The organism is Mesorhizobium sp. L48C026A00 (genome assembly GCF_000502375.1).
GTDB classification, from domain to species: Bacteria; Pseudomonadota; Alphaproteobacteria; order Rhizobiales; family Rhizobiaceae; genus Mesorhizobium; species Mesorhizobium muleiense.
In genome coordinates this window covers 307,501-331,975 of the sequence record NZ_AYWU01000002.1, presented here as the reverse complement: position 1 = coordinate 331,975, position 24,475 = coordinate 307,501, and the positions used below count along the sequence as shown (strand labels likewise).

Annotated in this window: 17 protein-coding genes, 1 tRNA gene, 1 rRNA gene and 2 pseudogenes (1 of these 21 cut by a window edge); 13 read left to right on the top strand and 8 right to left on the bottom strand. The window is 63.5% G+C overall.

The window, feature by feature from the left end:
• Nucleotides 1-8: 8 nt before the first annotated feature.
• From X738_RS48670 to X738_RS48650, 5 genes and pseudogenes are all read left to right on the top strand, one after another.
• A complete protein-coding gene (locus X738_RS48670; protein WP_023797327.1) occupies nucleotides 9-1,619 on the top strand; it encodes an ABC transporter substrate-binding protein in 1,611 nt (536 codons plus the stop codon).
• A gap of 277 nt (nucleotides 1,620-1,896) precedes the next feature.
• Nucleotides 1,897-2,883: an ABC transporter permease gene (locus tag X738_RS48665; RefSeq protein WP_023797326.1), complete on the top strand. Its 987-nt coding sequence runs from the start codon at nucleotides 1,897-1,899 to the stop codon at nucleotides 2,881-2,883.
• Nucleotides 2,880-3,786 (top strand): annotated as a pseudogene (locus X738_RS89675) (ABC transporter permease). Before X738_RS48665 ends, X738_RS89675 begins: the two are co-directional and overlap by 4 nt.
• Complete coding sequence (locus tag X738_RS48655) at nucleotides 3,783-4,787, top strand: ABC transporter ATP-binding protein (RefSeq protein ID WP_023797325.1); 1,005 nt, start codon at nucleotides 3,783-3,785, stop codon at nucleotides 4,785-4,787. Before X738_RS89675 ends, X738_RS48655 begins: the two are co-directional and overlap by 4 nt.
• The gene (locus X738_RS48650) at nucleotides 4,784-5,578 is read left to right on the top strand and encodes an ABC transporter ATP-binding protein (RefSeq protein ID WP_023797324.1); all 795 of its coding nucleotides are present in this window, start codon (nucleotides 4,784-4,786) and stop codon (nucleotides 5,576-5,578) included. The genes X738_RS48655 and X738_RS48650 overlap by 4 nt, the downstream gene beginning before the upstream one ends.
• A 54-nt stretch (nucleotides 5,579-5,632) precedes the next feature.
• Here X738_RS48650 and ggt read toward each other — a convergent pair whose 3' ends face one another.
• The 4 genes from ggt to X738_RS48630 all read right to left on the bottom strand — a co-directional run bounded on the left by ggt (nucleotide 5,633) and on the right by X738_RS48630 (nucleotide 10,530).
• On the bottom strand, nucleotides 5,633-7,219 hold the full coding sequence (gene ggt, locus X738_RS48645) for a gamma-glutamyltransferase (RefSeq protein ID WP_023797323.1): 1,587 nt from the start codon (nucleotides 7,217-7,219) through the stop codon (nucleotides 5,633-5,635).
• 128 nt (nucleotides 7,220-7,347) lie between these two features.
• Nucleotides 7,348-8,202, bottom strand: coding sequence for a TIGR01459 family HAD-type hydrolase (locus X738_RS48640; RefSeq protein WP_023797322.1), 855 nt, complete (start codon nucleotides 8,200-8,202; stop codon nucleotides 7,348-7,350).
• On the bottom strand, nucleotides 8,199-9,485 hold the full coding sequence (locus tag X738_RS48635) for an FGGY-family carbohydrate kinase (protein ID WP_023797321.1): 1,287 nt from the start codon (nucleotides 9,483-9,485) through the stop codon (nucleotides 8,199-8,201). Before X738_RS48635 ends, X738_RS48640 begins: the two co-directional genes overlap by 4 nt.
• 1 nt (nucleotide 9,486) lies before the next feature.
• Complete coding sequence (locus X738_RS48630; RefSeq protein WP_023797320.1) at nucleotides 9,487-10,530, bottom strand: class II aldolase/adducin family protein; 1,044 nt, start codon at nucleotides 10,528-10,530, stop codon at nucleotides 9,487-9,489.
• 200 nt (nucleotides 10,531-10,730) lie between these two features.
• On the opposite strand from X738_RS48630, the gene X738_RS48625 reads away from it, so the two are divergent.
• The 6 genes and pseudogenes from X738_RS48625 to X738_RS48600 all read left to right on the top strand — a co-directional run bounded on the left by X738_RS48625 (nucleotide 10,731) and on the right by X738_RS48600 (nucleotide 17,461).
• Complete coding sequence (locus X738_RS48625) at nucleotides 10,731-11,513, top strand: DeoR/GlpR family DNA-binding transcription regulator (protein WP_023797319.1); 783 nt, start codon at nucleotides 10,731-10,733, stop codon at nucleotides 11,511-11,513.
• Nucleotides 11,510-12,889, top strand: coding sequence for an FGGY-family carbohydrate kinase (locus X738_RS48620; protein WP_023797318.1), 1,380 nt, complete (start codon nucleotides 11,510-11,512; stop codon nucleotides 12,887-12,889). The genes X738_RS48625 and X738_RS48620 overlap by 4 nt, the downstream gene beginning before the upstream one ends.
• Nucleotides 12,886-14,429, top strand: a pseudogene (locus X738_RS48615) (sugar ABC transporter ATP-binding protein). Before X738_RS48620 ends, X738_RS48615 begins: the two are co-directional and overlap by 4 nt.
• Nucleotides 14,426-15,424, top strand: coding sequence for an ABC transporter permease subunit (locus X738_RS48610; RefSeq protein WP_023797317.1), 999 nt, complete (start codon nucleotides 14,426-14,428; stop codon nucleotides 15,422-15,424). The pseudogene X738_RS48615 and the gene X738_RS48610 overlap by 4 nt, the downstream one beginning before the upstream one ends.
• 77 nt (nucleotides 15,425-15,501) lie before the next feature.
• Nucleotides 15,502-16,440, top strand: a complete 939-nt coding sequence (locus X738_RS48605) for an ABC transporter substrate-binding protein (protein WP_031254155.1) — start codon at nucleotides 15,502-15,504, stop codon at nucleotides 16,438-16,440.
• 127 nt (nucleotides 16,441-16,567) lie between these two features.
• Nucleotides 16,568-17,461, top strand: a complete 894-nt coding sequence (locus X738_RS48600; RefSeq protein ID WP_023797315.1) for a sugar phosphate isomerase/epimerase family protein — start codon at nucleotides 16,568-16,570, stop codon at nucleotides 17,459-17,461.
• A gap of 14 nt (nucleotides 17,462-17,475) precedes the next feature.
• Here the strand turns inward: X738_RS48600 and uxuA are convergent, their stop codons facing one another.
• Nucleotides 17,476-18,660: a mannonate dehydratase gene (uxuA, locus tag X738_RS48595; protein ID WP_023797314.1), complete on the bottom strand. Its 1,185-nt coding sequence runs from the start codon at nucleotides 18,658-18,660 to the stop codon at nucleotides 17,476-17,478.
• A 75-nt stretch (nucleotides 18,661-18,735) separates the two neighbouring features.
• On the opposite strand from uxuA, the gene X738_RS48590 reads away from it, so the two are divergent.
• Nucleotides 18,736-19,521 (top strand): SDR family NAD(P)-dependent oxidoreductase, encoded by a 786-nt coding sequence (locus X738_RS48590; RefSeq protein WP_023797313.1) that lies wholly within the window; start codon nucleotides 18,736-18,738, stop codon nucleotides 19,519-19,521.
• A 266-nt stretch (nucleotides 19,522-19,787) separates the two neighbouring features.
• Nucleotides 19,788-20,795: a cell division protein FtsZ gene (ftsZ, locus tag X738_RS48585; protein ID WP_023797312.1), complete on the top strand. Its 1,008-nt coding sequence runs from the start codon at nucleotides 19,788-19,790 to the stop codon at nucleotides 20,793-20,795.
• 182 nt (nucleotides 20,796-20,977) lie between these two features.
• Here the strand turns inward: ftsZ and X738_RS48580 are convergent, their stop codons facing one another.
• The 3 genes from X738_RS48580 to X738_RS48570 all read right to left on the bottom strand — a co-directional run.
• Nucleotides 20,978-21,211 (bottom strand): DUF6429 family protein, encoded by a 234-nt coding sequence (locus tag X738_RS48580; RefSeq protein ID WP_023797311.1) that lies wholly within the window; start codon nucleotides 21,209-21,211, stop codon nucleotides 20,978-20,980.
• A gap of 129 nt (nucleotides 21,212-21,340) precedes the next feature.
• Nucleotides 21,341-21,417, bottom strand: a tRNA-Met gene (locus X738_RS48575).
• Between the two features lie 639 nt (nucleotides 21,418-22,056).
• Nucleotides 22,057-24,475 (bottom strand): 23S ribosomal RNA (locus X738_RS48570) (it continues 524 nt past the right edge of the window).

The following is a 24,475-nucleotide window of genomic DNA, read 5'->3' as shown; positions in this document are numbered from 1 at the left end:
GTTCGATCATGTCAGAGGTCACGATTTCCAGACGCAGCGTGCTTGCCGGTTCGGCACTGCTGCTGGCTTCGACGGCGCTGCCGACGATCGGCTGGGCACAGACGCCGAAGAAAGGCGGGCGGTTGGTCGTCGCCGCCGATTCCGAGCCGCGCAACCTCAACCCGGCGATCGTCGCGTCCAACGGCGTCTTCTTCATTTCGAGCAAGATCGTGGAACCGCTGGCCGAGGCGTCCTTTGACGGCAAGGACGGGCTCGACCCGCGCCTGGCGATAAGCTGGGAGGGCGCCGCCGACGGCTTGTCGGTAACGTTCAAATTGCGCGAGGGCGTCAAATGGCATGACGGCAAACCCTTTACCTCCGCGGACGTCGCGTTCTCGGCGCTGCAGATCTGGAAGCCGCTGCAGAATCTCGGCCGCACCGTGTTCAAGGATCTGGAGGCGGTCGACACGCCGGACGAACTGACGGCGGTGTTCAAATTCGCCAAACCGACACCGTTCCAGCTGATCCGCAACGCCTTGCCGGCGCTGACCAGCGTGGTGCCGAAGCACATCTACGAGACAGGCAAGATCGAAGAGAACCCGGCGAACAATGCGCCTGTTGGCACCGGCCCGTTCAAATTCGCCGAACACAAGTCAGGCGAATATTACCGACTGGAGAAGAATGGCGACTATTGGGGCAAGGACCAACCTTACCTCGACGAGATCATCTACCAGGTGCTGCCCGACCGCACCTCGGCGGCAAGCGCGCTTGAGGCCGAAGAGATCCAGCTCGCCGCCTTTTCCGCGGTGCCGCTGGCCGATCTCGACCGCATCTCAAAAGTGCCTGGCCTCAAGGTGATCACCAAGGGTTATGAGGCGCTGACTTATCAGCTCGTCGTCGAAATCAATCATCGCCGCAAGGAACTGACCGACGTGAAGGTGCGCCAGGCGATCGCCCACGCCATTGACAAGGATTTCGTCGTCAAGACGGTGTTCCTCGGCTATGCCGCCACCGCCACCGGCCCGGTGCCGAAAAACGATCCGCAGTTCTATACGGCCGATGTGCCGACCTATGCCTTCGACGTGGCCAAGGCCAACGCTCGGCTCGACGAAGCCGGCTACAGCAGGGGTGACGACGGCAAGCGCTTTTCGCTGAAGCTGCTGCCGGCGCCCTATTTCAACGAGACCAAGCAGTTCGGCGACTATCTGCGCCAGGCGCTCGCCGCCATCGGCATCGACGCCCAGCTGGTCAACAACGACTCGGCCGCGCACATCAAGGCCGTCTACACCGACCACGCCTTCGACCTTGCGGTCGGGCCGCCGGTGTTCCGCGGCGATCCGGCGATCTCGACCACCATCCTGGTGCAGAGCGGCATCCCGGACGGCGTGCCGTTCTCCAACCAGGGCGGCTACAAGAACGACGAACTCGACGCCCTCGTCGCCAAGGCGTCCGAGACGCTCGACCCCGCCGCGCGGACGGAGCTTTACAAGGAGTTTCAAAAAAAGGTCGCAGCCGACCTGCCGCTGATCAATGTCGCCGAATGGAGCTTCATCAGCGTTGTCAGAGACACGGTGGGGAATGTCGCCAACAACCCGCGCTGGGCGGTGTCGAACTGGGCGGACACCTGGCTGAAGGGGTGAGCTGCGGGTTAATTGAGATTGACCTTCGCCAATAGGTGAAGTTGGTAATGTCCGTGCTCGACGATACCCCCCTCTGTCCTGCCGGACATCTCCCCCTCAAGGGGGGAGATTCGCTTGCTTTGGCGACGGCCCTTCCCTCAGCAACGTTTGCGATTGGCGCCACGGCTAGTGACGGCCAATCTCCCCCCTTGAGGGGGAGATGTCCGGCAGGACAGAGGGGGGTGCCTAGGCTCGGCATTTCTCAGGATCGGCATACCGCCAAGCAGCCGGCGCCGCCATGACCCGCGCGCTTCTCCTCCTTCGCCGTCGCCTCGTCGGCAGTGTCTTCGTGCTGCTGCTTGTCGTGATCGGCACTTTCCTGTTGCTGGAAGCCGCCCCCGGCGACGCGGTCGACGCCTACATCGTCTCGACCGGCGGCGACGCCGGCATGATCGAACTGCTGCGCCATCGCTGGGGCCTCGACCAGTCGGCGTTGACGCGGCTAGCGACCTATCTCTGGGCGCTGCTGCATCTCGACCTCGGCCAGTCGGTGACCTTCTCGCGGCCAATCCGCGACGTCATCCTCGAGCGCCTGCCCAACACGCTGCTGTTGATGGGCAGCGCCACCGCGCTCTCCTTCGGGCTCGGCTCGGCGCTCGGCATCTATGCCGGCGCCAGGCCCGGCGGCTTTCGCGACCGCTTGCTGTCGATCGGCTCGCTGGCGCTCTATGCTGTTCCCGGATTCTGGCTCGGGCTGGTGCTGATCATCGTCTTTGCCGTCGACCTGCGCTGGTTCCCGATCGGCGGCATCGAGAGCATCGCGTCGGGCAAGACCGGCCTTGACCGCGCGGCCGATATTGCCCGCCATCTCGTCCTGCCGGTGTCGGCACTCGGCTTCATCTATCTGGCACTCTATCTGCGCATGATGCGCGCCGGCATGGCCGAGGTCTGGCGGCAGGATTTTGTCCTCGCCGCCCGCGCCAAAGGGCTCTCCCGCCGCCGCATCGTGCTCGCCCACGTCGCCCGCAACGCGCTGTTGCCGCTGGTCACCATGCTCGGCCTGCAATCGGCGCAGATGCTCGGCGGCAGCGTCGTCATCGAAAGCGTCTTTTCCGTGCCCGGGCTTGGCCGGCTGGCGCAGGAAGCGGTGGCAGCGCGCGACACGCCGCTGCTGCTCGGCATCATCCTGGTCAGCGCCGTTCTGGTCATCGTTATCAACCTTCTTGTCGACGTCGCCTACGCCTTCCTCGATCCGCGCGTCGGCGCTAGCGAGGCCAGCGCGTGAGCCCGCTTCGCCGCTTTCTTCGCACGCCGGAAGCGGTCGCCGGCGCGATCATCCTGGTAGCGTTGTTCGCCATGGCGCTGACAGCGCCTTTGTTCTTTCCCGGCGACCCGCAAGCCATTGCCGGGCCGGCATTGCTGCCGCCCTTTCAGGACTGGTCGCTGCCGCTCGGCACCGACCGGCTCGGCCGCGACGTGCTGGCCGCGCTTGTCCACGGCGCCGGTACGTCGCTGGCGGTCGGGCTGGCGGCAGCGGCAGCAGCTCTTGCCGTCGGCGCAATAGTCGGCACGCTGGCCGGCTTTGCCCGCGGGCTCGTCGACGAGGTGCTAATGCGCATTACCGACGCCTTCCAGACCGTGCCGAGCTTCCTGCTGGCGCTGGCTTTCGTCAGTGTCGTCGGGCCGTCGCTCGGAGTCGTCGTNCTTCCAGACCGTGCCGAGCTTCCTGCTGGCGCTGGCTTTCGTCAGTGTCGTCGGGCCGTCGCTCGGAGTCGTCGTTGCGGCGATCGCGCTCGGCGCCTGGACGGGGCCGGCGCGCGTTGCACGAGCCGAAGTGCTGTCGATCCGCGAGCGCGATTTTGTCGCCGGCGCCCGCGTGATCGGCATGCATCCGCTGGAGATCGCCTTGCGCGAAGTCCTGCCCAACGCATTGCCACCGGTGCTGGCATTGTCGTCGGTGATCGTCGCCGCCGCGATCCTCACCGAAGCGGCCCTTTCGTTTCTCGGCCTCGGCGACCCCAACCGCGTGACCTGGGGCGGCATGATCGCCGAAGGTCGCGCCGTGCTGCGCACCGCGCCCTTCCTGTCGATCATTCCCGGCGTAGCGCTCGTGCTGACCGTGCTCGGCGTCTATCTCGCGGGCGAAGGCGTCGTCGAAACGGCCGCGGTGAGAAGGAGCCTGTCGTGACGGCGCTGCTTTCGATCCGCGATCTGACGGTGACCTATCGCCGCGACGGCAGCGAGGTGGCGGCGCTGAACCATGTCAGCCTCGATGTCACCGCCGGCGAGCGCTTCGCCATCATCGGCGAGAGCGGTTCGGGCAAGAGCACGCTGGCGCTGGCCATTGCCGGGTTGTTGCCGGGTTCTTCCAAGGTTGGAGGCTCGATCGAGTGGTTTTTGCCATCCTTTGGTGCCAAGGCACCCCCCTCTGTCCTGCCGGACATCTCCCCCTCAAGGGGGGAGATTGGCAGTTCCGTCGCCGGCACTGCAGCCTTGGAGATTGGCGAAAGCGGAAATGACAGCGCAATCTCCCCCCTTGAGGGGGAGATGTCCGGCAGGACAGAGGGGGGTCTCACAGAACGCAAGCCTCTAAAATCCGCCGCCAAACCCAGCCACACCCCCCTCGGTGGCCGCGATATCGGCTTCGTCTTCCAGGACCCGTCGGCCAGCCTCGATCCGGTAATGGCGGTTGGCGAGCAGATCGCGGAAGTCGCGCACACGCATCTTGGTCTGACTTGGTCGCAATCCTATGCCAAGGCAAAAGCCCTGCTCGAACGCGTCCGCCTGCCCGACCCGGACGCCGCTTTGCGCGCCTACCCGCACCAGCTTTCCGGCGGCCAGAAGCAACGCGTGGCGATCGCCGCGGCGATCGCGGCCGGTCCGAAACTGCTGATCGCCGATGAGGCGACCAGCGCGCTCGACACCATCGTGCAGGCCGAGATCGTCGCGCTGATCCGGAAATTGGTGGCCGAGGACGGCATGACGCTGCTGTTCGTCAGCCACGACATCGCGTTGGCCGCCGAGCTGGCCGAGCGCATCGCCGTGTTCCGGCACGGCGAGCTGGTCGAGCTCGGCACGACGGCGCAGATCGTCGCTAGTCCGCGCCACGCCTACACAAGAGCGCTGCTTAACGCCCATCTCGGCCTCGACTCCGAACCGCTGCTGCAGCAGTCAGGAGCGTCGCGGTGAGCCGTCCATTGCTGGCTGTTTCCGGCCTGACCAAACGATATCGTCGCGGCGGCAAGACAATCGCCGCCGTCGATGATGCCTCCTTTCATATCGAGGCCGGCGAGACGCTGGCGCTGGCCGGCCCTTCCGGCAGTGGCAAGTCGACGGTCGCGCGGCTGCTGCTGCGGCTGATCGAACCGGACGCCGGCCGTATCGAGTTTGAGGGTGGCGATTTCCTGTCCCTGAACGGCGCTGCCTTGCGCGCACGGCGCGCGCGTTTGCAAATGGTCTTCCAGGACCCGCTCGCCGCCTTCAATCCGCGCGCCAGCGTGGCGCGTGTGCTTGACGATCCCTTGCGCATCCATGGCATCGCAGCCCGATCAGAACGCCCGCGCCGCATCGCCGCTCTGCTCGAGCGCGTCGGCCTGAGCGCTGATCTCGCCGCTCGTGTCATCCACGAGATCTCGGGCGGCCAGCGCCAGCGCATCGCGATCGCTCGCGCCATCGCCACAAACCCGTCGCTGATCATCCTCGACGAGGCAGTGTCCGCGCTCGACGTATCGGTGCGCCGGCAGATCCTGCAATTGCTGCTCGATCTGCAACGCGAGCAACGGATCGCCTATCTTTTCATTTCGCATGATCTCGGCGTCATCAGCGCCATCGCCCATCGTGTCGTCATTCTCGATGCCGGCCGCGTCGCCGAAAGCGGCAACGCCCGCGCGGTCATCGGTGCCCCGCAGTCGGCGATCGGCAAGGCGCTGATGGCGGCAGCGCCAAAACTGAACAGGACCAGCATGCAGGGCGCCTCGTGACAGATATCGAAACCAGCTGAAACTGTCGTACAAGCTCGGCGACGCAGCGGACCGTCAGTAACCCAGCGCGCAACCATCCTTGCGTGGATCGGACGCGCCGGTAAGCGTGCCCTTGTCCCAGTCGATCAGCACCAGCTGGCCGCCGCCATGCGGCTCGGTTGGGACGGACACGTCGTGACCGCGCTCGCGCAGGCCGGCGATCGCCTCGGCCGGAACGCCACGCTCGGCCTCCACAGTGTTCTGTCGGTAAAACACGCGTGGCGCATCCAGCGCCTCCTGCGGGTCCATGCCGAAGTCGATCATGTTGGTGAGCAAATGGACATGGCCGAACGGCTGGTAGCCGCCGCCCATCACGCCAAACGGCATGACTGCCCTGCCCTTGGCTGTCACCATGCCCGGCATGATGGTGTGCATCGGGCGTTTTCCCGGTGCGATGCGGTTTGGGTGGTCCGCCGCCAGGCGGAAGCTGCTGCCGCGATTCTGCAGGACGACGCCGGTCCTGGGGCCGACCACGCCGCTGCCGAACGAACCAAAGGTCGAGTTGATGAAGCTGACCGCATTACGGTCGCGGTCGACCACGGAGATGTAGACGGTATCGCTCGGCTGAAGCTCCAGCCGTGGCAGATGCGTCATTGCACGCGCCGGATCGATCTCGGCGCGAAGCTGGTCGGCATGGGATCTGGACAACAACTGCTCTACGGGGACATGGACCTGGTTCTGGTCGCCGATGAAATTGTCGCGGTCCTGATAGGCAAGCCGCCCCGCCTCGATCTCGAGATGAAAGCGCTCGGCGCCGTTCGGTTCCAGCGAACCGAGCGAGAAGCCCGACAGCACGTTCAGCATGATCAGTGCCGTCAGCCCCTGGTTGTTCGGCGGCATCTGATGAATGTCGTAACCTCGGTAGGATGTGCCGACGGGCCTGACATAGTCGCCCTTCGTCGCCGAAAAATCCTCGAGCGCATGCAGCCCGCCAAGCGCGCGCAGACGCGAAACCATGTCGTCGGCGACCTCGCCTTCATAGAAGCCGGCACGGCCACGGCGCGAGACGATGCGCAGGGTTTCGGCCAGTTGCGGCTGCCGGTGCAGCTCGCCGGCCAGGGGCGCCTTTCCATCCGGCAGAAATATCCGCGCGGCATGTTCGTCGGCGGCCAGCAAGGCAGCACTTTCGGCCCAGTCGAAGGCCACGCGGTCTTGGACGACATAACCCTGTTCGGCGTAATGTATGGCCGGAGCGAGCGCGACGTCGATGCCCTTCCTGCCGTGATCATCGAGCAGCCGGCACCACGCGTCGACGGCGCCCGGCACGGTGACTGCGTGCGGACCGGACTCAGGCAGTTCGTCGTGCCCCTTGTCCAGATACCACTGCGCCTCTGCTGCCGCAGGTGCGCGGCCGGAGCCGTTGAAGGCCAGAACCTCGCCTTGACCGTTGGGACAATAGAGGACGAAACAGTCGCCGCCGATACCCGTCGATTGCGGCTCGACCACCGCCTGCACCGCCGCCGCGCAAACGGCTGCGTCCATTGCATTGCCGCCGGACCGCAGCATCTCGATCGCCGCCAGCGTCGCCAGCGGGTGCGATGTCGCGGCCATCGCTTCCGTCGCACGAACCGGCGACCGTCCGGGGAGTTGAAAATCACGCATGCAGTTCAATAGCCTCCGACCAACAAGATGTGAACTGGCAACAGCAGCCAAAGGGCTGCGCCACCGAAAGCAGCACCAACGACGAAACGATCACCATGGCAGCGCTCAACCCTCGCAAGCTGCCGATCTCAATCAGCGAATCTGAAACTGTCCGTGGTGTAATCGGGGTAGACGTCCAGACTGTCGAAAAGCTCGGCCAGGTCAGGGGTGTCTGCCAATATTCCGGACAAGACCAGCGCGGTCGCCACGCCGGCACCAATTCCACCGGCGACATCGTGTTCGACGCTGTCGCCGACACAGACCACGCTGCTGCGGTCCGGGTTGCCCGCCAGCGCCAGCGCGGCGTCGAAGATCGGCGTGTAGGGCTTGCCGATGCGGGTGACGCTGCCGCCGAGGCTCTCGTAGAGATCCGCAAGCTGACCGGCGCCAAAGCGAGGCCCGACTGCCGTCAGCATGATCTTGTCGGGATTGGTACAGAAGCACGGCACCTGCCGCATCGCTGCCGGTGCAAAAAGCCTGCGATAGTGCTCGATGTCGTAGCGGTCGCCCTCGCTGGCGGCGATCAGCACCAGCTCGGCATCGTCGCCGTCGCTGGTCAGGGTAAAAGGCAGACCTTCAATCGCCGAACGATCGCCCTCGCGGCTGATCAGCAGGCACTTTGTGTTTGGGCGCAGCTTTCCGGATATCGCCATTTCGTGGAAGGACCGCCACGCGATCTCGCCGGAAGAGACAAATTGATCCCAGCTTCCTGGTTCGAAGCCGAGCTTCAGCAAGCGGGCCTCATTGGGCCGCGCCCGCCTGCCGGAATTCGAGACCAGCACGATCGTCCTGCCTGCGCGCTTCAGCGCCGACAACGCCTCCACGGCGCCCGGATAGGGGTTCGTGCCGTCGTGCAGCACGCCGAACTGATCGAGCAGGAACACCTGATAGCGCTCGACCAGCGCTCCGATGCCGTCGAGATGGTCGACTGGTTTCGTGCTCACAACAGCCCCGCTGCGATTGCGCCCATCAGCGCCAGCCGCGCCGTGCCGGCGGCCGCCTCGTCCGAAAGCGCCGGCAGAAAATCGACACCCAGCTTGCGCTGCCGGATCGCGGTCCAGGCGGGATTTGCCGCACCGCCGCCGACGCTCCTGACCGACGTCAATCGGGGGGTGCCAAGTGCGGCAAGCCGGCGATAGCCGAGCGCCTCGATCGCCGCAATGCCCTCGAACATCGCTTTCAGATAGTCGGCGTCGTCCGCCGGCCGCGGCGTCAGGCGTGGTGGCAAATCAGGATCGGCGATCGGAAAGCGTTCGCCAACCGCGGGAAGCGGATAATAGTCGAGACCGGTCTCGTTCATAGGGTCGATCACCGCACTCAATTCGATGATGCGCGCGAGAGAAAAATGCTGCGCCAGCACCTTGCCGCCCGAATTCGACGCACCACCCGCTAGATAAGCATCTCCCAGCCGGTGGCTATAGATGCCGAACTGCGGCGCCGAGATCGGCCGGTCGGAGAGGATCTTGATGGTCAGCGAGGACCCCAGCGCGGTGACGCCGTCGCCAACAGCCGCAGCCCCCGTCGCCAGGAACGACGCGCAGCCATCCGTCGTGCCGGCGACCACGGCGACGTCGCGCGCCAGGCCGAACAGGTCCGCGGCGTTCGCGGTGAGCTTTCCCGTGACATCGCCCGGCTTGACGACACCAGGCAGGAATCCCATGCGCATCCCGGTCGCCGCGATCCAGTCCGGCCAGCGCCGCGCCTCGACGTCGTAGCCGGTTTTCAAGGCATTGTTCTCGTCGCTGATGTCGAAGCGGCCGGAAAACTGTCCCGCGATCCAGTCGGCCTGATGCAGCACCGCGGCGACGCCGGGCTGCCGCTGGGACGACAGCGCCTTGGCGAGACCGGACGTCGCCCCACGGGCTGCGCTCGCGGCCGGCGCCTCGCGCGCGATCACCGCCAGAATGGCGTCGTCGTCGACCTTGTCGTTGTACATCAACGGCTCAGCCAGCGGTCGTCCGGCGCCGTCGACCGGCAGCAGCGTGCCCGAAGTGCCGTCGACGGCGATCGAGAGCACCGCCGCGCGATCGATGCCCGAAAGCAGTTCCGCCAGCGCCGCGCCGACCGCTGACCACCATACGGAGGGGTCGCGGGCATTCTGGCCAAATCTGTCGAGTGGAACGGCGGAACGCGCGGCAATCGAAAAGTCCGGCCGCATGGCGACGGCGCGGGCGCCTGATGTGCCGATGTCGATTCCGATCGAAAGCGGGCCGGTTGACAACGCCATGTCAGCTGCCGGCTGCATTGAGTTTCTGGCGGTACTGCTCGGCGTCCCAGTTGATCAGTTCGTCGTTCTCGGCGGCGGTCAGATAGTTCAGCTTCGCCGCGACGTCGACCCGAGCCGTCACGTCGGCGAGGCAGCGTTGCATGGCGTTGGCGCCGGCACTGGCGTCGCCGCGCATCAGCACGCCAAGCCCGGGAAACAGGATCGCCACCGGTGCCGTGCCGCACCGTTCGGTGACACGCATCACGTCCTCACCGGGTCTCGCCACGACCGAACCCTGGCCGAGAAAGATGACGTGATCGGGATAGAGGCTGCCTCCCGACGCCATGCGGCAGCTGTCAGGATCGATCGCGACGGCATGCGCTTCGACATCCGCCGGCAGCCTGTGACCGGTGCGTCCGATGAGCGTCGTCAATGCCGCGATGTCTGGCTCCGCCACCTCGCGGGGCGGCCGCGCCAGCAACCCTGTGACGCGACGCAGCAGCGCCTCCGCGCCGGCGACGGTCTCGGCTGCGACGACCAGGCCATGGTTGGCAAGGATCAGCACATCGACCCCGGGCCGAAGGCGCTCGGCAATGCCCTGGGCAAGCGGCAGGCCCGGCCGGCGATAGGGAACATACGCCCATTCGAGGCCATCGAGGCGCTTGGCGACTTGAGCCTCGCAGTCGGCCTGCACGGCAAGCGAAATGGTATCGACGCAGTGGACATGCAGAACGACGCGCTGCGGCATCAGCGCGTGAACCGTGGTCTCGATCGAAGGACGCAGCTTGCGGGCATTGAGCGCCTCGATGGCGAAACCCTGGGGCTGATCCGCGGCCGGGTCACGCTGTTCGACAGCCCTGAGCAGCGGCGGGATCGCCACCGGGACCATGATGTCCTCGGCGAGCGCGTCCTTCAACCAGGTGCCGGAAGCCTTGATCCAGAGCGTGTCGCCGGCTTTCAGCGACGTGTTGCCGCCCGCGGCCTGGGTCAAGTGCGGGTCGCGCCCGATGCCGGCCGAAAGCGACCGCAAAGCAGCCAATTCCTGCGCATCCGCATTGATTGCCATCGAAACTCCTTCACAAACCGGCCGCCTAGCCACGGCTTTGGATCCCCGGTAGCCGGCACAGCGAGTGACGCTGGTATCGCAGCGGCGAGTAAGTTACGTCAATAGTGATCTTATCCCACCAAATCAAGCTTGCAATCTGATCTGCGTTGAGTAAGTTGCACCAATTGCCGTGGCAAGATGGCATTTCGGGAGGGTATCCGTTGAGCGACTCCGGCCGCCAGCGTCAGATCGTCGAGCTGTTGCGGGATCGCCCCTTCGCCTCGGTGCGAGAGCTGCAGGAGCGGCTCGGCGTATCGGCTGCGACGGTGCGGCGCGATATCGACAAGATCGACGAGGCCGGCGAAGCACGCAAGGTCTATGGCGGCATCTCGGCGCTCGATGGCGCTGCGCAGGCGGGCGTCGCCTATGCCCGGCCCTACGACGAGAACCGCGATCTCGCGGTCGAAGCCAAGCGGCAGATCGCCGCTCTCGCGGCGACCATGGTGCGCGATGGCGACGCCGTCATCGTGCATGGCGGTTCGACCTGCTTCCATCTCGGCGTCAAGCTCGCTGACCGCAACATCCGGCTCTATACCAACTCGATGCCGCTCATCGCCTATTTGAGCGACCACGGCCATTGCAGCCTGACCGTTGCCGGCGGCGAACTGCATCGCGAGCCTGGCATCATCCATTCGCTCACCCAGACGGTGCCGTTCTACGCATCGAAGTTCTTTCTTGGCTCGCAGGGCATCGGCCCGGAGGGCGTGCTGGAATCGCATCCGCTGCTGGTCCGCTCCATCGCCGAGCTCAGCCTATGCGCCGACCAGATCGTGGTGCTGGCCGACAGCCGCAAACTGTCGATCCATGCGCGCAACGTCGCGCTGCCCTTGTCGCGCATCGGCACGCTGGTGACCGATGACGGCCTTTCCGATGCCGACGCACGCATGCTCGAAAACGCCGGCGTCATGGTGCGGATCGCCTCTGCCTCGGGAGCCGTCCAGTGAAGGTGGCTGTCCTCGACTTCGGCAAGACCAACTCGAAGCTGTTCGTATTCGGTCAGGACGGGCAGATTCTAGGTGAGCGCCGGACCCAGCCGAACTGGACGCGCGAAGGCGGCTTCAGTGTGCTCGACGAAGCAGCGCTTCACGATTGGGCGGCGCGCGCCGTCGGCGAGGCGGTCGACATCCATGGCATAGAGGGCTTGATGGTTTCGGGCCATGGCTGCACCTTTGCCTTGGTCGACGATGCGGCGCTGACGCATCCGATACTCGACTACGAGCAGGAGCCGCCGGCCGAGATTGCCGCGCAGATCGATCGCCGCATTCCGGATTTCGCCGAGACCTTCTCGCCGCGCCTGCCGCTCGGCTTCAACTATGGTCGCCACATGCTGTGGCTGCAGACGGTGCAACCAAGCGTGTTCGCCGCCGCCAAATCGATCCTCGGTTATCCCCAATACTGGAGCTGGCGCTTTGGCGGCCGGGCGGTTTCGGAGGTGTCCTATCTCGGCTGCCACTCGCATCTGTGGGCGCCGCGCAAGCGCGATTTCTCCACGCTGGTCGACGCCGAGGGATGGCGCGGCCAGATGCCCGCCTTCGAGCGTGCCGGCGCGGTCATCGGCGAGCAGCGCTTCGGCGAGGCGGCGCGGCCGATCGCCATCCACACCGGTGTCCATGACAGCAATGCGGCGCTCCATGCCTATCGTCGGCAGGCACTTGGTCCGGTCACCGTCGTCTCGACCGGCACCTGGGTTGTGGTGCTCAATCCGGACTGCCCGCTCGACGCGCTCGATCGCGATCGCGACATGCTGGTCAATGTCGATGTCGATGGCGGCCCGGTGCCGACCATCCGCTTCATGGGCGGCCGTGAGTTCGCGACGATCAGCAACGGTTGGCAGGGCGCGATCACCCCCTCAGCCGTACAGCAGGTGATCGACGCCGGCATCATGGCGCTGCCGAGCTTCGCGCCGGGCGGGCCGATGCCTGGCCATCGCGGCGAACTGGTCGGGCGCGCACCAACCGCGGATGAGCGCGCGGCCGTGGCGCTGCTCTACGTCGCGCTGATGGTCGATCTGTGTCTCGACCTGATCCATTCGAACAACACGGTGATCGTCGATGGCGGGCTGAACAGTGGCGGCCTGCTTGCCAGCCTGCTGGCGCAGCTGCGTCCCGGCCAGGCCTTCATGCAGGGCGCCACGCTGGAGGGCAGCGCCACCGGAGCAGCGGCTCTGGCCTTCGAGAGTGTTGGACGCGAATTTGCCGCCGAGGCGCCAGAGCCCGTACGCGCCTCGAGCTTCACCGGGCTTGCCTTCTATCGCGATAGCTGGCGCGGTCTCGCCGCCGACCGAGGCGTCGCTGATGCCGCAGCGGGAGGCGCGCGATGACCGCCGCTGCCCGGATCGAAACCGTGCGCCAGCCAGTGCTGGAGATGCGGCACATCTCCAAGACGTTCGGCCCAATTCGCGCCTTGCAGGACGTATCGCTGACCGTCCACGCCGGTGAACTGCACGCGCTGATGGGCGAAAACGGCGCCGGCAAGTCGACGCTGATGAAGGTGCTGTCGGGCGCCTATCGGCCAGATGCCGGCGGCGACATCTTGATCGACGGCACACCGGTCGCGACCGGCGACCCGATCAAGGCACGCGCCAACGGCATTGCCGTCATTTACCAGGAGCTGTCGCTGGCGCCCAACCTGACGGTCGCGCAGAACATCTTCCTCGGCAACGAGCCGAGACGGTTCGGCATCGTCGACCGCGACCAATGCAATCGACGCGCCAAGGAAATCATCGCACGGCTCGGCGTCTCCTTCTCGGCGCGCGCCCTTGTCTCCAGCCTGTCGCTCGGCGAGCGCCAGATGGTCGAGATCGCCCGCGCGCTGTCGACCAGCGCGCGCATCATCGTCATGGACGAGCCGACGACCTCGCTGACCTCGCGCGAGACCGACAGGCTGTTCGAGGTGATTGCGACGCTGAAGTCGCAGGGCATCGCCATCATCTACATCAGCCACCGCATGGAAGAGGTCTACCAGCTTGCCGACCGCGTCAGCGTGCTGCGCGACAGCGGCTATGTCGGCACGCTCGAACGCGCCGATCTGAACGCCACGCGCCTGGTCTCGATGATGGTTGGCCGTGACCTGTCCGCCTTCTACAAGAAGGATCACCGCCCGCCGGACAGCAAGCGCGCGATCGCACTGTCGGTGCGCGACATGTCGGACGGCAATCTCCTGAAAGGCTGCTCCTTTGACCTGCACAAGGGCGAAGTGCTGGCGCTGGCGGGCCTGGTCGGCTCGGGCCGCACCGAGCTCGCACGGCTGATCTTCGGCGCCGACAGGCACACGTCAGGCACGCTGGAACTCGACGGCAAGCCGATAGCCATCGGCTCGCCGCGCGAGGCGCTGGACGCCGGCATCGCCTATCTTACCGAAGACCGCAAGGAACTCGGCCTGTTCCTCGACATGTCGATTTCCGACAATATCAGCATGGGCGTGCTCGCCAGGGATGCGCAGGCCGGCGGCTTGCGCGACTTCGCCACGGCCGAAAGGCGCGCCGCCAAGACCGTTTCCGACCTCTCCATCCGCACCAGGTCGGTGCAGGCCAATGCCGGCTCGCTGTCGGGCGGCAACCAGCAGAAGGTGCTGCTCGCCCGCCTGCTCGAAACCGAGCCGCGGGTCCTCATCCTCGACGAACCGACCGCGGCGTCGATGTCGGGGCGAAGTCGGAAATTTACCGGCTGATCGACGATCTCGCCAAGAAGGGCATCGCCATCCTGATGATCTCCAGCGAACTGCCGGAGGTGATCGGCGTCGCCGACCGCGTGCTGGTGATGCGCGACGGCACTATCGCTGGCGAGGTGACGGCATCCGAAGGCCAGCCGCTCAGTCAGGAGGCAATCATGGAACTCGCAACGGGAGCGGCCAAGGGATGACCCATGAGGCAACCGGGATGAGTGCGGGTGACCAGGCGGTCGGCAGGAGCCGGCGGCTGCGCACCGCCTTCGCCGCGCTTGGCATGCTGCCGGTCCTGATCCTTTTGGCGGCCGGCTTCCAGATCATGAACCCGCGCTTCCTCACCGAGACCAACCTGTTGATCGTCACCCAACAGTCGTCGATCAACATCGTGCTCGCGGCCGGCATGACCTTCGTCATCCTGACCGGCGGCATCGACCTGTCCGTCGGCTCCATTCTTGCCGCCTCGGCGATGGTGGCGGTGATGGTGTCGCTGGTGCCGGAGTGGGGCATGCTCGGCGTGCCGGCGGCCATTCTGGTCGGCCTCGGCTTCGGCGTCATCAACGGGCTGCTCGTCGCCTACATCAAGCTGCCGCCCTTCATCGTCACGCTGGGTTCGCTGACCGCCGTGCGCGGCGTCGCCCGCCTGCTCGGCCAGGACACCACGGTGTTCAACTCGGACCTGCCGTTCGACTTCATCGGCAACGGGTCGCTGTTCGGCATCCCCTGGCTGGTCATCATCGCTCTGTCGGTCGTGGTGCTGTCCTGGCTGGTGCTCAAGCGCACCGTGCTCGGCACCTGGATCTATGCCGTCGGCGGCAATGCCGAGGCGGCCCGCCTCACCGGCATCAAGGTGCCGCTGGTGCTGCTCTTCGTCTATGGCGTTTCAGGCCTTCTCGCCGGCCTTGGCGGCGCCATGTCGGCGGCCCGGCTCTACGCTGCCAACGGGCTGCAGCTTGGACAGTCCTACGAACTCGACGCCATTGCCGCGGTCATCCTCGGCGGCACCAGCTTCGTCGGCGGCGTCGGCTCGATCTGGGGCACGCTGATCGGTGGCCTGATCATAGCGGTGCTCTCCAACGGGCTCATCCTGGCCGGTGTTTCGGACATCTGGCAGTACATCATCAAGGGATTGGTCATCATCGTGGCGGTCGCCCTCGACCGCTACAGGCTCCAGACAGGAGCAAGAACATGATTGACCTTAGTCGCCGGCGTCAACGACCCGGTTTCATTTAACGCACCGTGAGAGGCGCGGGCATCAGGAGGAAAACAATGAAGACCATCGCTAAACTGCTCTGCGGCGTTGCCCTCGCGGCCGTCGCCGTCGCACCGGCCTCGGCCAAGGACCTGAACAAGATCGGCATCTCGGTTGGCCTGCTCGGCAACCCGTTCTTCGTCGCCACCATCAAGGGCATCGAGGACGCCGCCAGGAAGATCAATCCGAATGTCGAGGTGACGTCGGTATCGGCCGACTACGACCTCAACAAGCAGGTCTCACAGGTCGACTCGTTCATCGCCGCCGGCGTCGACGTGATCATGCTCAACGCCGTCGATGCCAAGGCGATCGCGCCGGCGGTGAAGAAGGCGCAGGCGGCAGGCATCGTGGTTGCCGCGTTCGACGTCTCGGCGCCGGGCGCCGACGTCACCGTGATGACCAACAACGTCAAGGCCGGCGAAGCGGCCTGCCAGTACCTGGTCGACCAAACCGGTGGCAAAGGTGACTATGTCATCCTGAACGGCCCTGCATCGTCGTCGATCCTGGAGCGGGTGAAGGGCTGCAAGGACGTGCTGGCAAAACACCCGGACATCAAGATCCTCTCCGACGACCAGAATGCCGAAGGCTCGCGCGACGGCGGCCTGAAGGTGTTCCAGTCGCTGCTGACCCGCTTCGACAAGATCGACGCGGTGTTCGCCATCAACGACCCGACGGCGATCGGCGCCCAGCTTGCGGCCAAGCAGCTCAACCGCTCGGAGTTCATCTTCACCGCGGTCGACGGCGCGCCCGACATCGAGAAGGAACTCTCTTCCGGCACCTCGATGATCAAGGCCTCGGCCTCGCAGGATCCTTACGTCATGGCCGGCCAATCGCTGCAGATGGCAGCTGAAGTGCTCGCCGGCAAAAAGCCGGCCGAGGCCACGGTGCTGCTCGACCCGCAGCTGATCACGGCAGAGAACCTGAAGGACTATAAGGGCTGGACCGCGGCCCGCTAGCTAAAGCCTCCCAAGGCTGGTGCGGCCGGGTGACCGGCCGCACCGATTTTTTGTTTTGAGCATCAGATTTTTCGCAAACCGGTTCCCCCTTCTTGGGTCCGATGCTCTCGAGCAGCAGGAGACGATCGTGTCGCGCATTGGAATCCACTCTTTCGTCTGGTCGGCGAGCTCGGCGCAAGACGACCTCGAACGGACGCTGGCCAACACCAGGGAGGCGGGCTTCGACCTGATCGAATTCTCCTATCTTGACCCTGCCAATGTCGATGTTGGCGGGCTGGCCAAGCGCATCGCCGACCTCGATCTCGGCGTGGCGATCAGCATCGGGCTGCCGCCCGACGGCGACATTTCAAGCGCCGACAAGGCGATTGCCGCGCACGGCGTCGAAGTCCTCAATGACACGATCGCGCTCACCCGCGATCTTGGCGGCCGGAAGGTCGCCGGCATCCTCAGCACCAGCCATGGATTGCAGACTGAGGCGCCGACGCGCGATCAATGGAACCGCAGTGCCGCCACGCTTGCCAAGGTCGCGGAGATCGCCAAGGCCGCCGGCGTCACGCTCAACCTCGAGATCGTCAATCGCTTCGAGAGCAATCTGCTCAACACCGCGGCGCAAGGGTTGGCTTTCATCGAGGACACCGGTTCCGACAACATTTTTCTGCATCTCGACACGTTCCATATGAACATCGAGGAGGCCGATGTCGTGTTGGCCATCCGCCACGCCGCCAAAAAGATCGGCTATGTCCATATCGGTGAGAGCCATCGCGGCTTCCTCGGCACCGGCAACATCGACTTTGCCGCGATCTTCGATGCGCTGACCGCAATCGGCTTTGGCGACGACCTCAGCTTCGAATCCTTCTCGTCGGAGATCGTCGACGAGAACCTGTCGAAGAAAACCGCCATCTGGCGCAATCTGTGGACCGACAATATGGAGCTGGCCCGGCATGCGCGCCGCTTCATCGCCATCGGGCTGGAGACGGCGCAGCGCAAGGCCGAGCTTGTTGCGTCAAGCCATCAGCCTTAGGCCGGTTGCGATCCTCAGGCCAGCTCAAAACGTTCCACGGCGCGCATGATGCCACGCAGCTCGGCCAGGCCTTTCAGGCGGCCGATCAAAGAATAGCCGGGGTTGATCCTGGTCTTGCCGATATCGTCGGCGAGCAGATGGCCATGATCGGGTCGCATGGGAATCCGCCAATCAGCGCGACCTTCCCTTCGGCGGCGCGTCTCTTCCTGCATCAAAGCGAGGATGACATGCGCCATGTCGGTGCCGCCCTCCAGATGCTCGGCTTCATGGAAGGAGCCGTCATCCTCGATGGTTACATTGCGCAGATGGAGGAAATGGATCCGGTCGGCGAACTCCTTGACCATGCCGACAATGTCGTTGTCTGCGCGCGTACCGTAGGAGCCTGTGCAGAATGTCAGGCCGTTGGCCGGGCTGTCGACGGCGTTGAGGATGAAACGCGCGTCCTCGGCGGTCGAAACGATCCGTGGCAGGCCATAGAGCGAGAATGGCGGGTCGTCGGGATGGATGCACATGCGCACCCCCTCCTGCTCGGCCACCGGAATGATCTCGCGCAAAAACCAGGCAAGATTGTCGCGCAGCTCCTTCGGCCCGATCGAGTCATATTCCGCCAATGCCTCACGAAAACTATCCCGGTTGTAGCTGCGCTCGGTTGCCGGCAGGCCGGCAATGAGATTGCGCTCGATCCTGTCGATCTGCTCTTCGCTCAATTCCTTCAGTCGCGATTCCGCTTCCGCGATACGTGCCGCGCTGTAGCCGAATTCGGCATTCCTGCGCTTCAGGACGAACAGGTCGTAGGCGGCAAAATCGATCGCATCGAACCGCAGTGCGTAGCCCGTCGTTGGAAGCCGATAGGCAAGGTCGGTGCGGGTCCAGTCGACCACCGGCATGAAGTTATAGCAGATCGTCGCAATGCCGGCCTTGGCGAGCGCACGGATCGTGTCCTTGTACCAGCCGACATAGCGAAGCCGTTCCGCCGAGCCGATCTTGATCGAATTGTGGACGGGAATGCTCTCCACAACCGACCAGGTCAGCCCTTCGGCCTCGATGACCCGCTTGCGCTCCAAAATGTCCGTCAAAGGCCAGGCGCGGCCGTCATAGATATTATGCAGGGCGGATACGACGCCCGTGGCTCCGGCCTGCTTGACATGATCGAGCGTCACCGGGTCGTCAGGGCCATACCAGCGCCAGCATTGTTCCATCGAGGCTTTCCTTTGCGATAAAACGGAACCGTATTGTTGGGCCACAATGGAAGTCAAATTAAAGGAGTTTGCGCAATGAAGGATTTCGACGGCAAGATCGCTCTGGTGACGGGGACGACCGGGATCGGCCTGGCAACCGCCAGACGTCTTGCGGCGGGCGGGGCGGCGATCATCGCCTGCGGCATCGACCGCGCGGCCAACACGGCGATGAGAGCGGAACTGGGCAGCTCCGGCGCCGAGGCGCTGGTCGTGGCCGTCGACGTCTCCGTGCCGGATCAGGTCCGCGACGCGGTCGCAGCCGGTGTTGAACGGTTCGGCGGCCTCGATATCATCGTCAATTCCGCGGCGGTCCATCCGTATGGCACCGCTGTTAGCACCGATTTCGACATCTGGAACCGGGCGATGTCCGTCAATGTCGGCTCGATCTACCTGACCGCGCATTTCGGTATTCCGGAAATGATCAGGCGAGGCGGCGGCGCCATCGTCAACGTGGCTTCGGTGCAAGGTTTCGCCTGCCAGCAGAACGTCGCCGCCTATGCCACGACCAAGGGCGCCATCCACACATTGACGCGCGCTCTGGCGCTCGACCACGCGCGCTCCGGCATTCGCGTCAATTCCGTCAGCCCGGGCTCGATCCGCACCCCGATCCTGGAAAAGGCGGCGCGCGGCGAAAACGGCACCGACGCCGATGTCGAGGCCGCCTACAGGCGCTTCGGCGAAGCGCACCCCATCGGGCGCATCGGCGAGCCGGAGGAAGTGGCGGAACTCATCGCCTTTCTGTGTTCGTCGAAAGCCGGGTTCTGCACCGGCGCGGACTACAGGATCGATGGCGGCCTGACTGCCGGCATCGGCGTGAAGTAGAACGGGAAGATCGGTCTCGGCTTTACGGGAGACGTTGTCATCGGACGATTTTCGGTCAGCCGCCACACGTAGCACCAGCGGCGGCGAACCAATAGCGCATAACATGCGCGAGCGCGAATACTGCACTTGCAGCCGGTTCAACCGTCTGATTCCCTTGGCTACGCTGGGCTGTCCTGATTCGCGCACTGTCCAAAGTCTTTGCAGCGCGCCGGGAACAAGCCTTCCACCGACCGCTGCGCTTGCGCATTCAAGGGGAGAGACGGCAAATGAACACTGCAACGAGGCCGACAATCTCGGAGATGAGGCCCAAGATATCCGTCATCGGGGTTGGCGGCGGTGGCGGCAACGCCATCAACAACATGATCGCCGAAGGCTTGCAGGGCACCGAGTTCATCGTTGCCAACACCGATGCCCAGGCGCTCACCATGTCGAAGGCAACGCGGCTGATCCAATTGGGAGCGCACGTCACGGAAGGCCTTGGTGCAGGATCCCTGCCCGAGGTCGGCCATGCCGCGGCCGTGGAATCTATCGACGAAATCATGGACCATCTTGCGGGAACGCATATGTGTTTCGTGACCGCAGGCATGGGAGGCGGAACTGGAACCGGTGCAGCACCGGTCATAGCGCAGGCCGCGCGCAACGCAGGAATACTGACCGTGGCCGTCGTCACCAAGCCGTTCGTCTTCGAAGGAAACCGCCGCATGCATGCCGCCAATGAGGGCATCGAGCGGCTGCGCGAAAGCGCCGATACCGTCATCGTCATACCGAACCAGAACCTCTTCAGGATCGCCGATGCCAAGACGACGTTCGCGGACGCTTTCGCCATGGCGGACCGCGTACTCTACGCCGGCGTCGGCTGCATCACCGATCTCATCGTCAAGGAAGGCCTGATCAATCTCGACTTTGCCGATGTGAAGTCGGTGATGCGCGATATGGGTCGCGCGATGATGGGGACCGGCGAAGCCACCGGCGAGGACCGCGCCAGGAAGGCAGCCGAAGCGGCGATCGCAAACCCGCTTCTCGACGAAGCGTCGATGATGGGCGCCAAGGGCGTCCTTGTCTCGATATCGGGCGGCACTGACATGACGCTGTTCGAGGTCGACGAAGCCGCCACGCGCATCCGCGAGGAGGTCGACGCCGATGCCGACATCATCGTCGGCGCCATTTTCGACAAGGCGCTCGCAGGAAAATTCAGGGTGTCTGTGGTCGCGACGGGATTGCGGCGGGGGCTTGAGATTCCGCTGACGGTGGGGTTGGAAAACCGTGTGAATTGAGCGACGCTCTTATGGCAGCACCACGGCAGGTTTCGACTGAAGGTCCGACGCACCGGACACCGCCGCCAGACGGTAATCGGGCGGAACGCCCAACCCTGATTGTTGCAGGATAAGCCTGCACAGCAAGTTGTCGGTTTTGCCTGCGCGACTTCTTGCTGTCGAATTGGAACGCCAGCCAGCGCTCATGGCGCCGGCCGCGTGAACAGGGTGCGGAACAGTTCCTCAGCCCGTCGCAGGCCCTCATCTGTCAGAACCACCAACTTCGCCTTGTTTGCCGGATTGGCGATCAGTCCCTTCTGGTGCAAGCGATCCAGAGCATCCCAATCCAATCCCTTCCAGGCGCGCCTCTCTTCATGCAGCGTTAGCCAAAGCAGCCCGAGAACGGCATTGTCGATCTTGTCGGTGTCCGTCTCCATGCCAAGCAGATTAACACGGGAAGACGGCGCCTGCCGAGACCCACACCGTCGGGTAACTCGATGAGGATCAAACTGGCCGCGCCAGGCTGCAAACGCAAAACGGCCCGCGTGATGCGGGCCGTTTTTGTTTGGTTGCGGGGACAGGATTTGAACCTGTGACCTTCAGGTTATGAGCCTGACGAGCTACCGGGCTGCTCCACCCCGCGTCAACNTTCGGAATGGGATCGGGTGCAGCCGCTCCGCCATAACCACCAGGTCGGCAAAGCGCACGTTGCTCGAGAAGCTGTTTTTTGTGCCAAGGCAACATTGCAGTCTGTTACGGGCGAAGCCCGCAAGTGCGACTGCGCGTCGCCGGTCGTCCGGCGCCCTCGCGGAGCATAGGCCCGTAAGGGCCGCTCATGCGTGAGCGCTGGTAAGACCATCTCGGCGGAATCCGAAGGATTGTCGCCCAAAATGGGCATAGGGAATGAGAACGATCAAGCCGATCGAACTATTAGTACCGGTNGTTCGGAATGGGATCGGGTGCAGCCGCTCCGCCATAACCACCAGGTCGGCAAAGCGCACGTTGCTCGAGAAGCTTTTTGAGCGAATAGCGATGAGAGAGTAGCGAATAGGGGACCTATTTTCTGCTCTCTCTGAGCTGTTCGCTGGTCTTATGTGTGCCTTTACCGTTCTTTTGGTCTTGGCGCCTTTCGAAGCGAAGCTTCGCAAGGTCGACCGACCGTCGGCGCCGATGCGCCGCACCCACGTAGCGCCGCCCGCAGGGCGGAACAAGCGTGAGTGAGAACAGACCATCTCGGCGCAATCCGAAGGATTGTCGCCCAAAATGGGCATAGGGAATGAGAACGATCAAGCCGATCGAACTATTAGTACCGGTAAGCTTCAAGCGTTGCCGCTCTTCCACACCCGGCCTATCAACGTGGTCGTCTTCCACGGTTCTCAGGGAATACTCGTTTTAAGGTGGGTTTCCCGCTTAGATGCCTTCNCCTATCAACGTGGTCGTCTTCCACGGTTCTCAGGGAATACTCGTTTTAAGGTGGGTTTCCCGCTTAGATGCCTTCAGCGGTTATCCCGTCCGGATATAGCTACCCTGCTATGCGGCTGGCGCCACAACAGGTCCACCAGAGATCCGTCCATCCCGGTCCTCTCGTACTAGGGACAGATCCTTTCAATATTCCTACACCCACGGCAGATAGGGACCGAACTGTCTCACGACGTTCTGAACCCAACTCACGTACCGCTTTAAATGGCGAACAGCCATACCCTTGGGACCTGCTCCAGCCCCAGGATGCGATGAGTCGACATCGAGGTGCCAAACAACCCCGTCGATATGGACTCTTGGGGGTCATCAGCCTGTTATCCCCGGCGTACCTTTTATCCGTTGAGCGATGGCCCTTCCACGCGGGACCACCGGATCACTATGACCGACTTTCGTCTCTGCTCGACTTGTCAGTCTCGCAGTCAGGCAGGCTTATGCCATTGCACTCAGCGAACGATTTCCGACCGTTCTGAGCCCACCATCGCGCGCCTCCGTTACTCTTTAGGAGGCGACCGCCCCAGTCAAACTACCCACCATACATTGTCCCGGACCCGGATGACGGGCCGCGGTTAGACATCCATAGTGATAAGGGTGGTATTTCAAGGGTGGCTCCACCTGAGCTGGCGCCCAGGTTTCAAAGCCTACCACCTATCCTACACATGCCACTACGAATGCCAATGTAAAGCTATAGTAAAGGTGCACGGGGTCTTTCCGTCTAACCGCAGGAACCCCGCATCTTCACGGGGAATTCAATTTCACTGAGTCTATGCTGGAGACAGCGGGGAAGTCGTTACGCCATTCGTGCAGGTCGGAACTTACCCGACAAGGAATTTCGCTACCTTAGGACCGTTATAGTTACGGCCGCCGTTTACTGGGGCTTCGATTCAGAGCTTGCACCCCTCCTCTTAACCTTCCAGCACCGGGCAGGCGTCAGACCCTATACGTCGTCTTGCGACTTCGCAGAGCCCTGTGTTTTTGATAAACAGTCGCTACCCCCTGGTCTGTGCCACCCTCCTCCACTTGCGTGGAAAAGGGTCACGCTTCTTCCGAAGTTACGCGTGCAATTTGCCGAGTTCCTTCAGCATAGTTCTCTCAAGCGCCTTGGTATACTCTACCAGTCCACCAGTGTCGGTTTCGGGTACGGTCTATAAGGAGGAGCTATTTCCTGGAACCACGCAGCAGCCCGTTCAATCCGATAAGATTGGACTACCTCAATGATCCGTCACTTCCTCCAGGCCCACGAATATTAACGTGGTTCCCATCGTCTACGCATTTCTGCCTCGACTTAGGGGCCGGCTAACCCTGCTCAGATTAGCTTTAAGCAGGAACCCTTGGACTTTCGGCGGGGGAGTCTCTCACTCCCCTTACGTTACTCATGTCAGCATTCGCACTTCTGATACCTCCACCACCCCTCACGGGTATGGCTTCATCAGCTTACAGAACGCTCCGCTACCGCTCGTGATTGCTCACGAACCCTAAGCTTCGGTGTATGGCTTGAGCCCCGTTACATTTTCGGCGCAAAGACCCTTATTTAGACCAGTGAGCTGTTACGCTTTCTTTAAATGATGGCTGCTTCTAAGCCAACATCCTGGTTGTTTTGGGATCCTCACATCCTTTCCCACTTAGCCATAACTTGGGGACCTTAGCTGTAGGTCAGGGTTGTTTCCCTTTTCACGACGGACGTTAGCACCCGCCGTGTGTCTGCCGACTAGTACTCCCAGGTATTCGGAGTTTGGTTAGGTTTGGTAATCCGGTGAGGACCCCTAGCCCATCCAGTGCTCTACCCCCTGGGGTATTCGGTCGACGCTCTACCTAAATAGATTTCGCGGAGAACCAGCTATTTCCGAGTTTGATTGGCCTTTCACCCCTAGCCACAAGTCATCCCGAACTATTGCAACAGTTATGGGTTCGGTCCTCCAGTAAGTGTTACCTTACCTTCAACCTGCTCATGGCTAGATCACTCGGTTTCGGGTCTAATGCGACGAACTGAACGCCCTGTTCAGACTCGCTTTCGCTGCGCCTACACCTAGCGGTTTAAGCTTGCTCGTCACACTAAGTCGCTGACCCATTATACAAAAGGTACGTGGTCACCCAGGACGAACCTTGGACTCCCACTGTTTGTAGGCAATCGGTTTCAGGTACTCTTTCACTCCCCTTGTCGGGGTGCTTTTCACCTTTCCCTCACGGTACTAGTTCGCTATCGGTCATGCACGAGTACTTAGGCT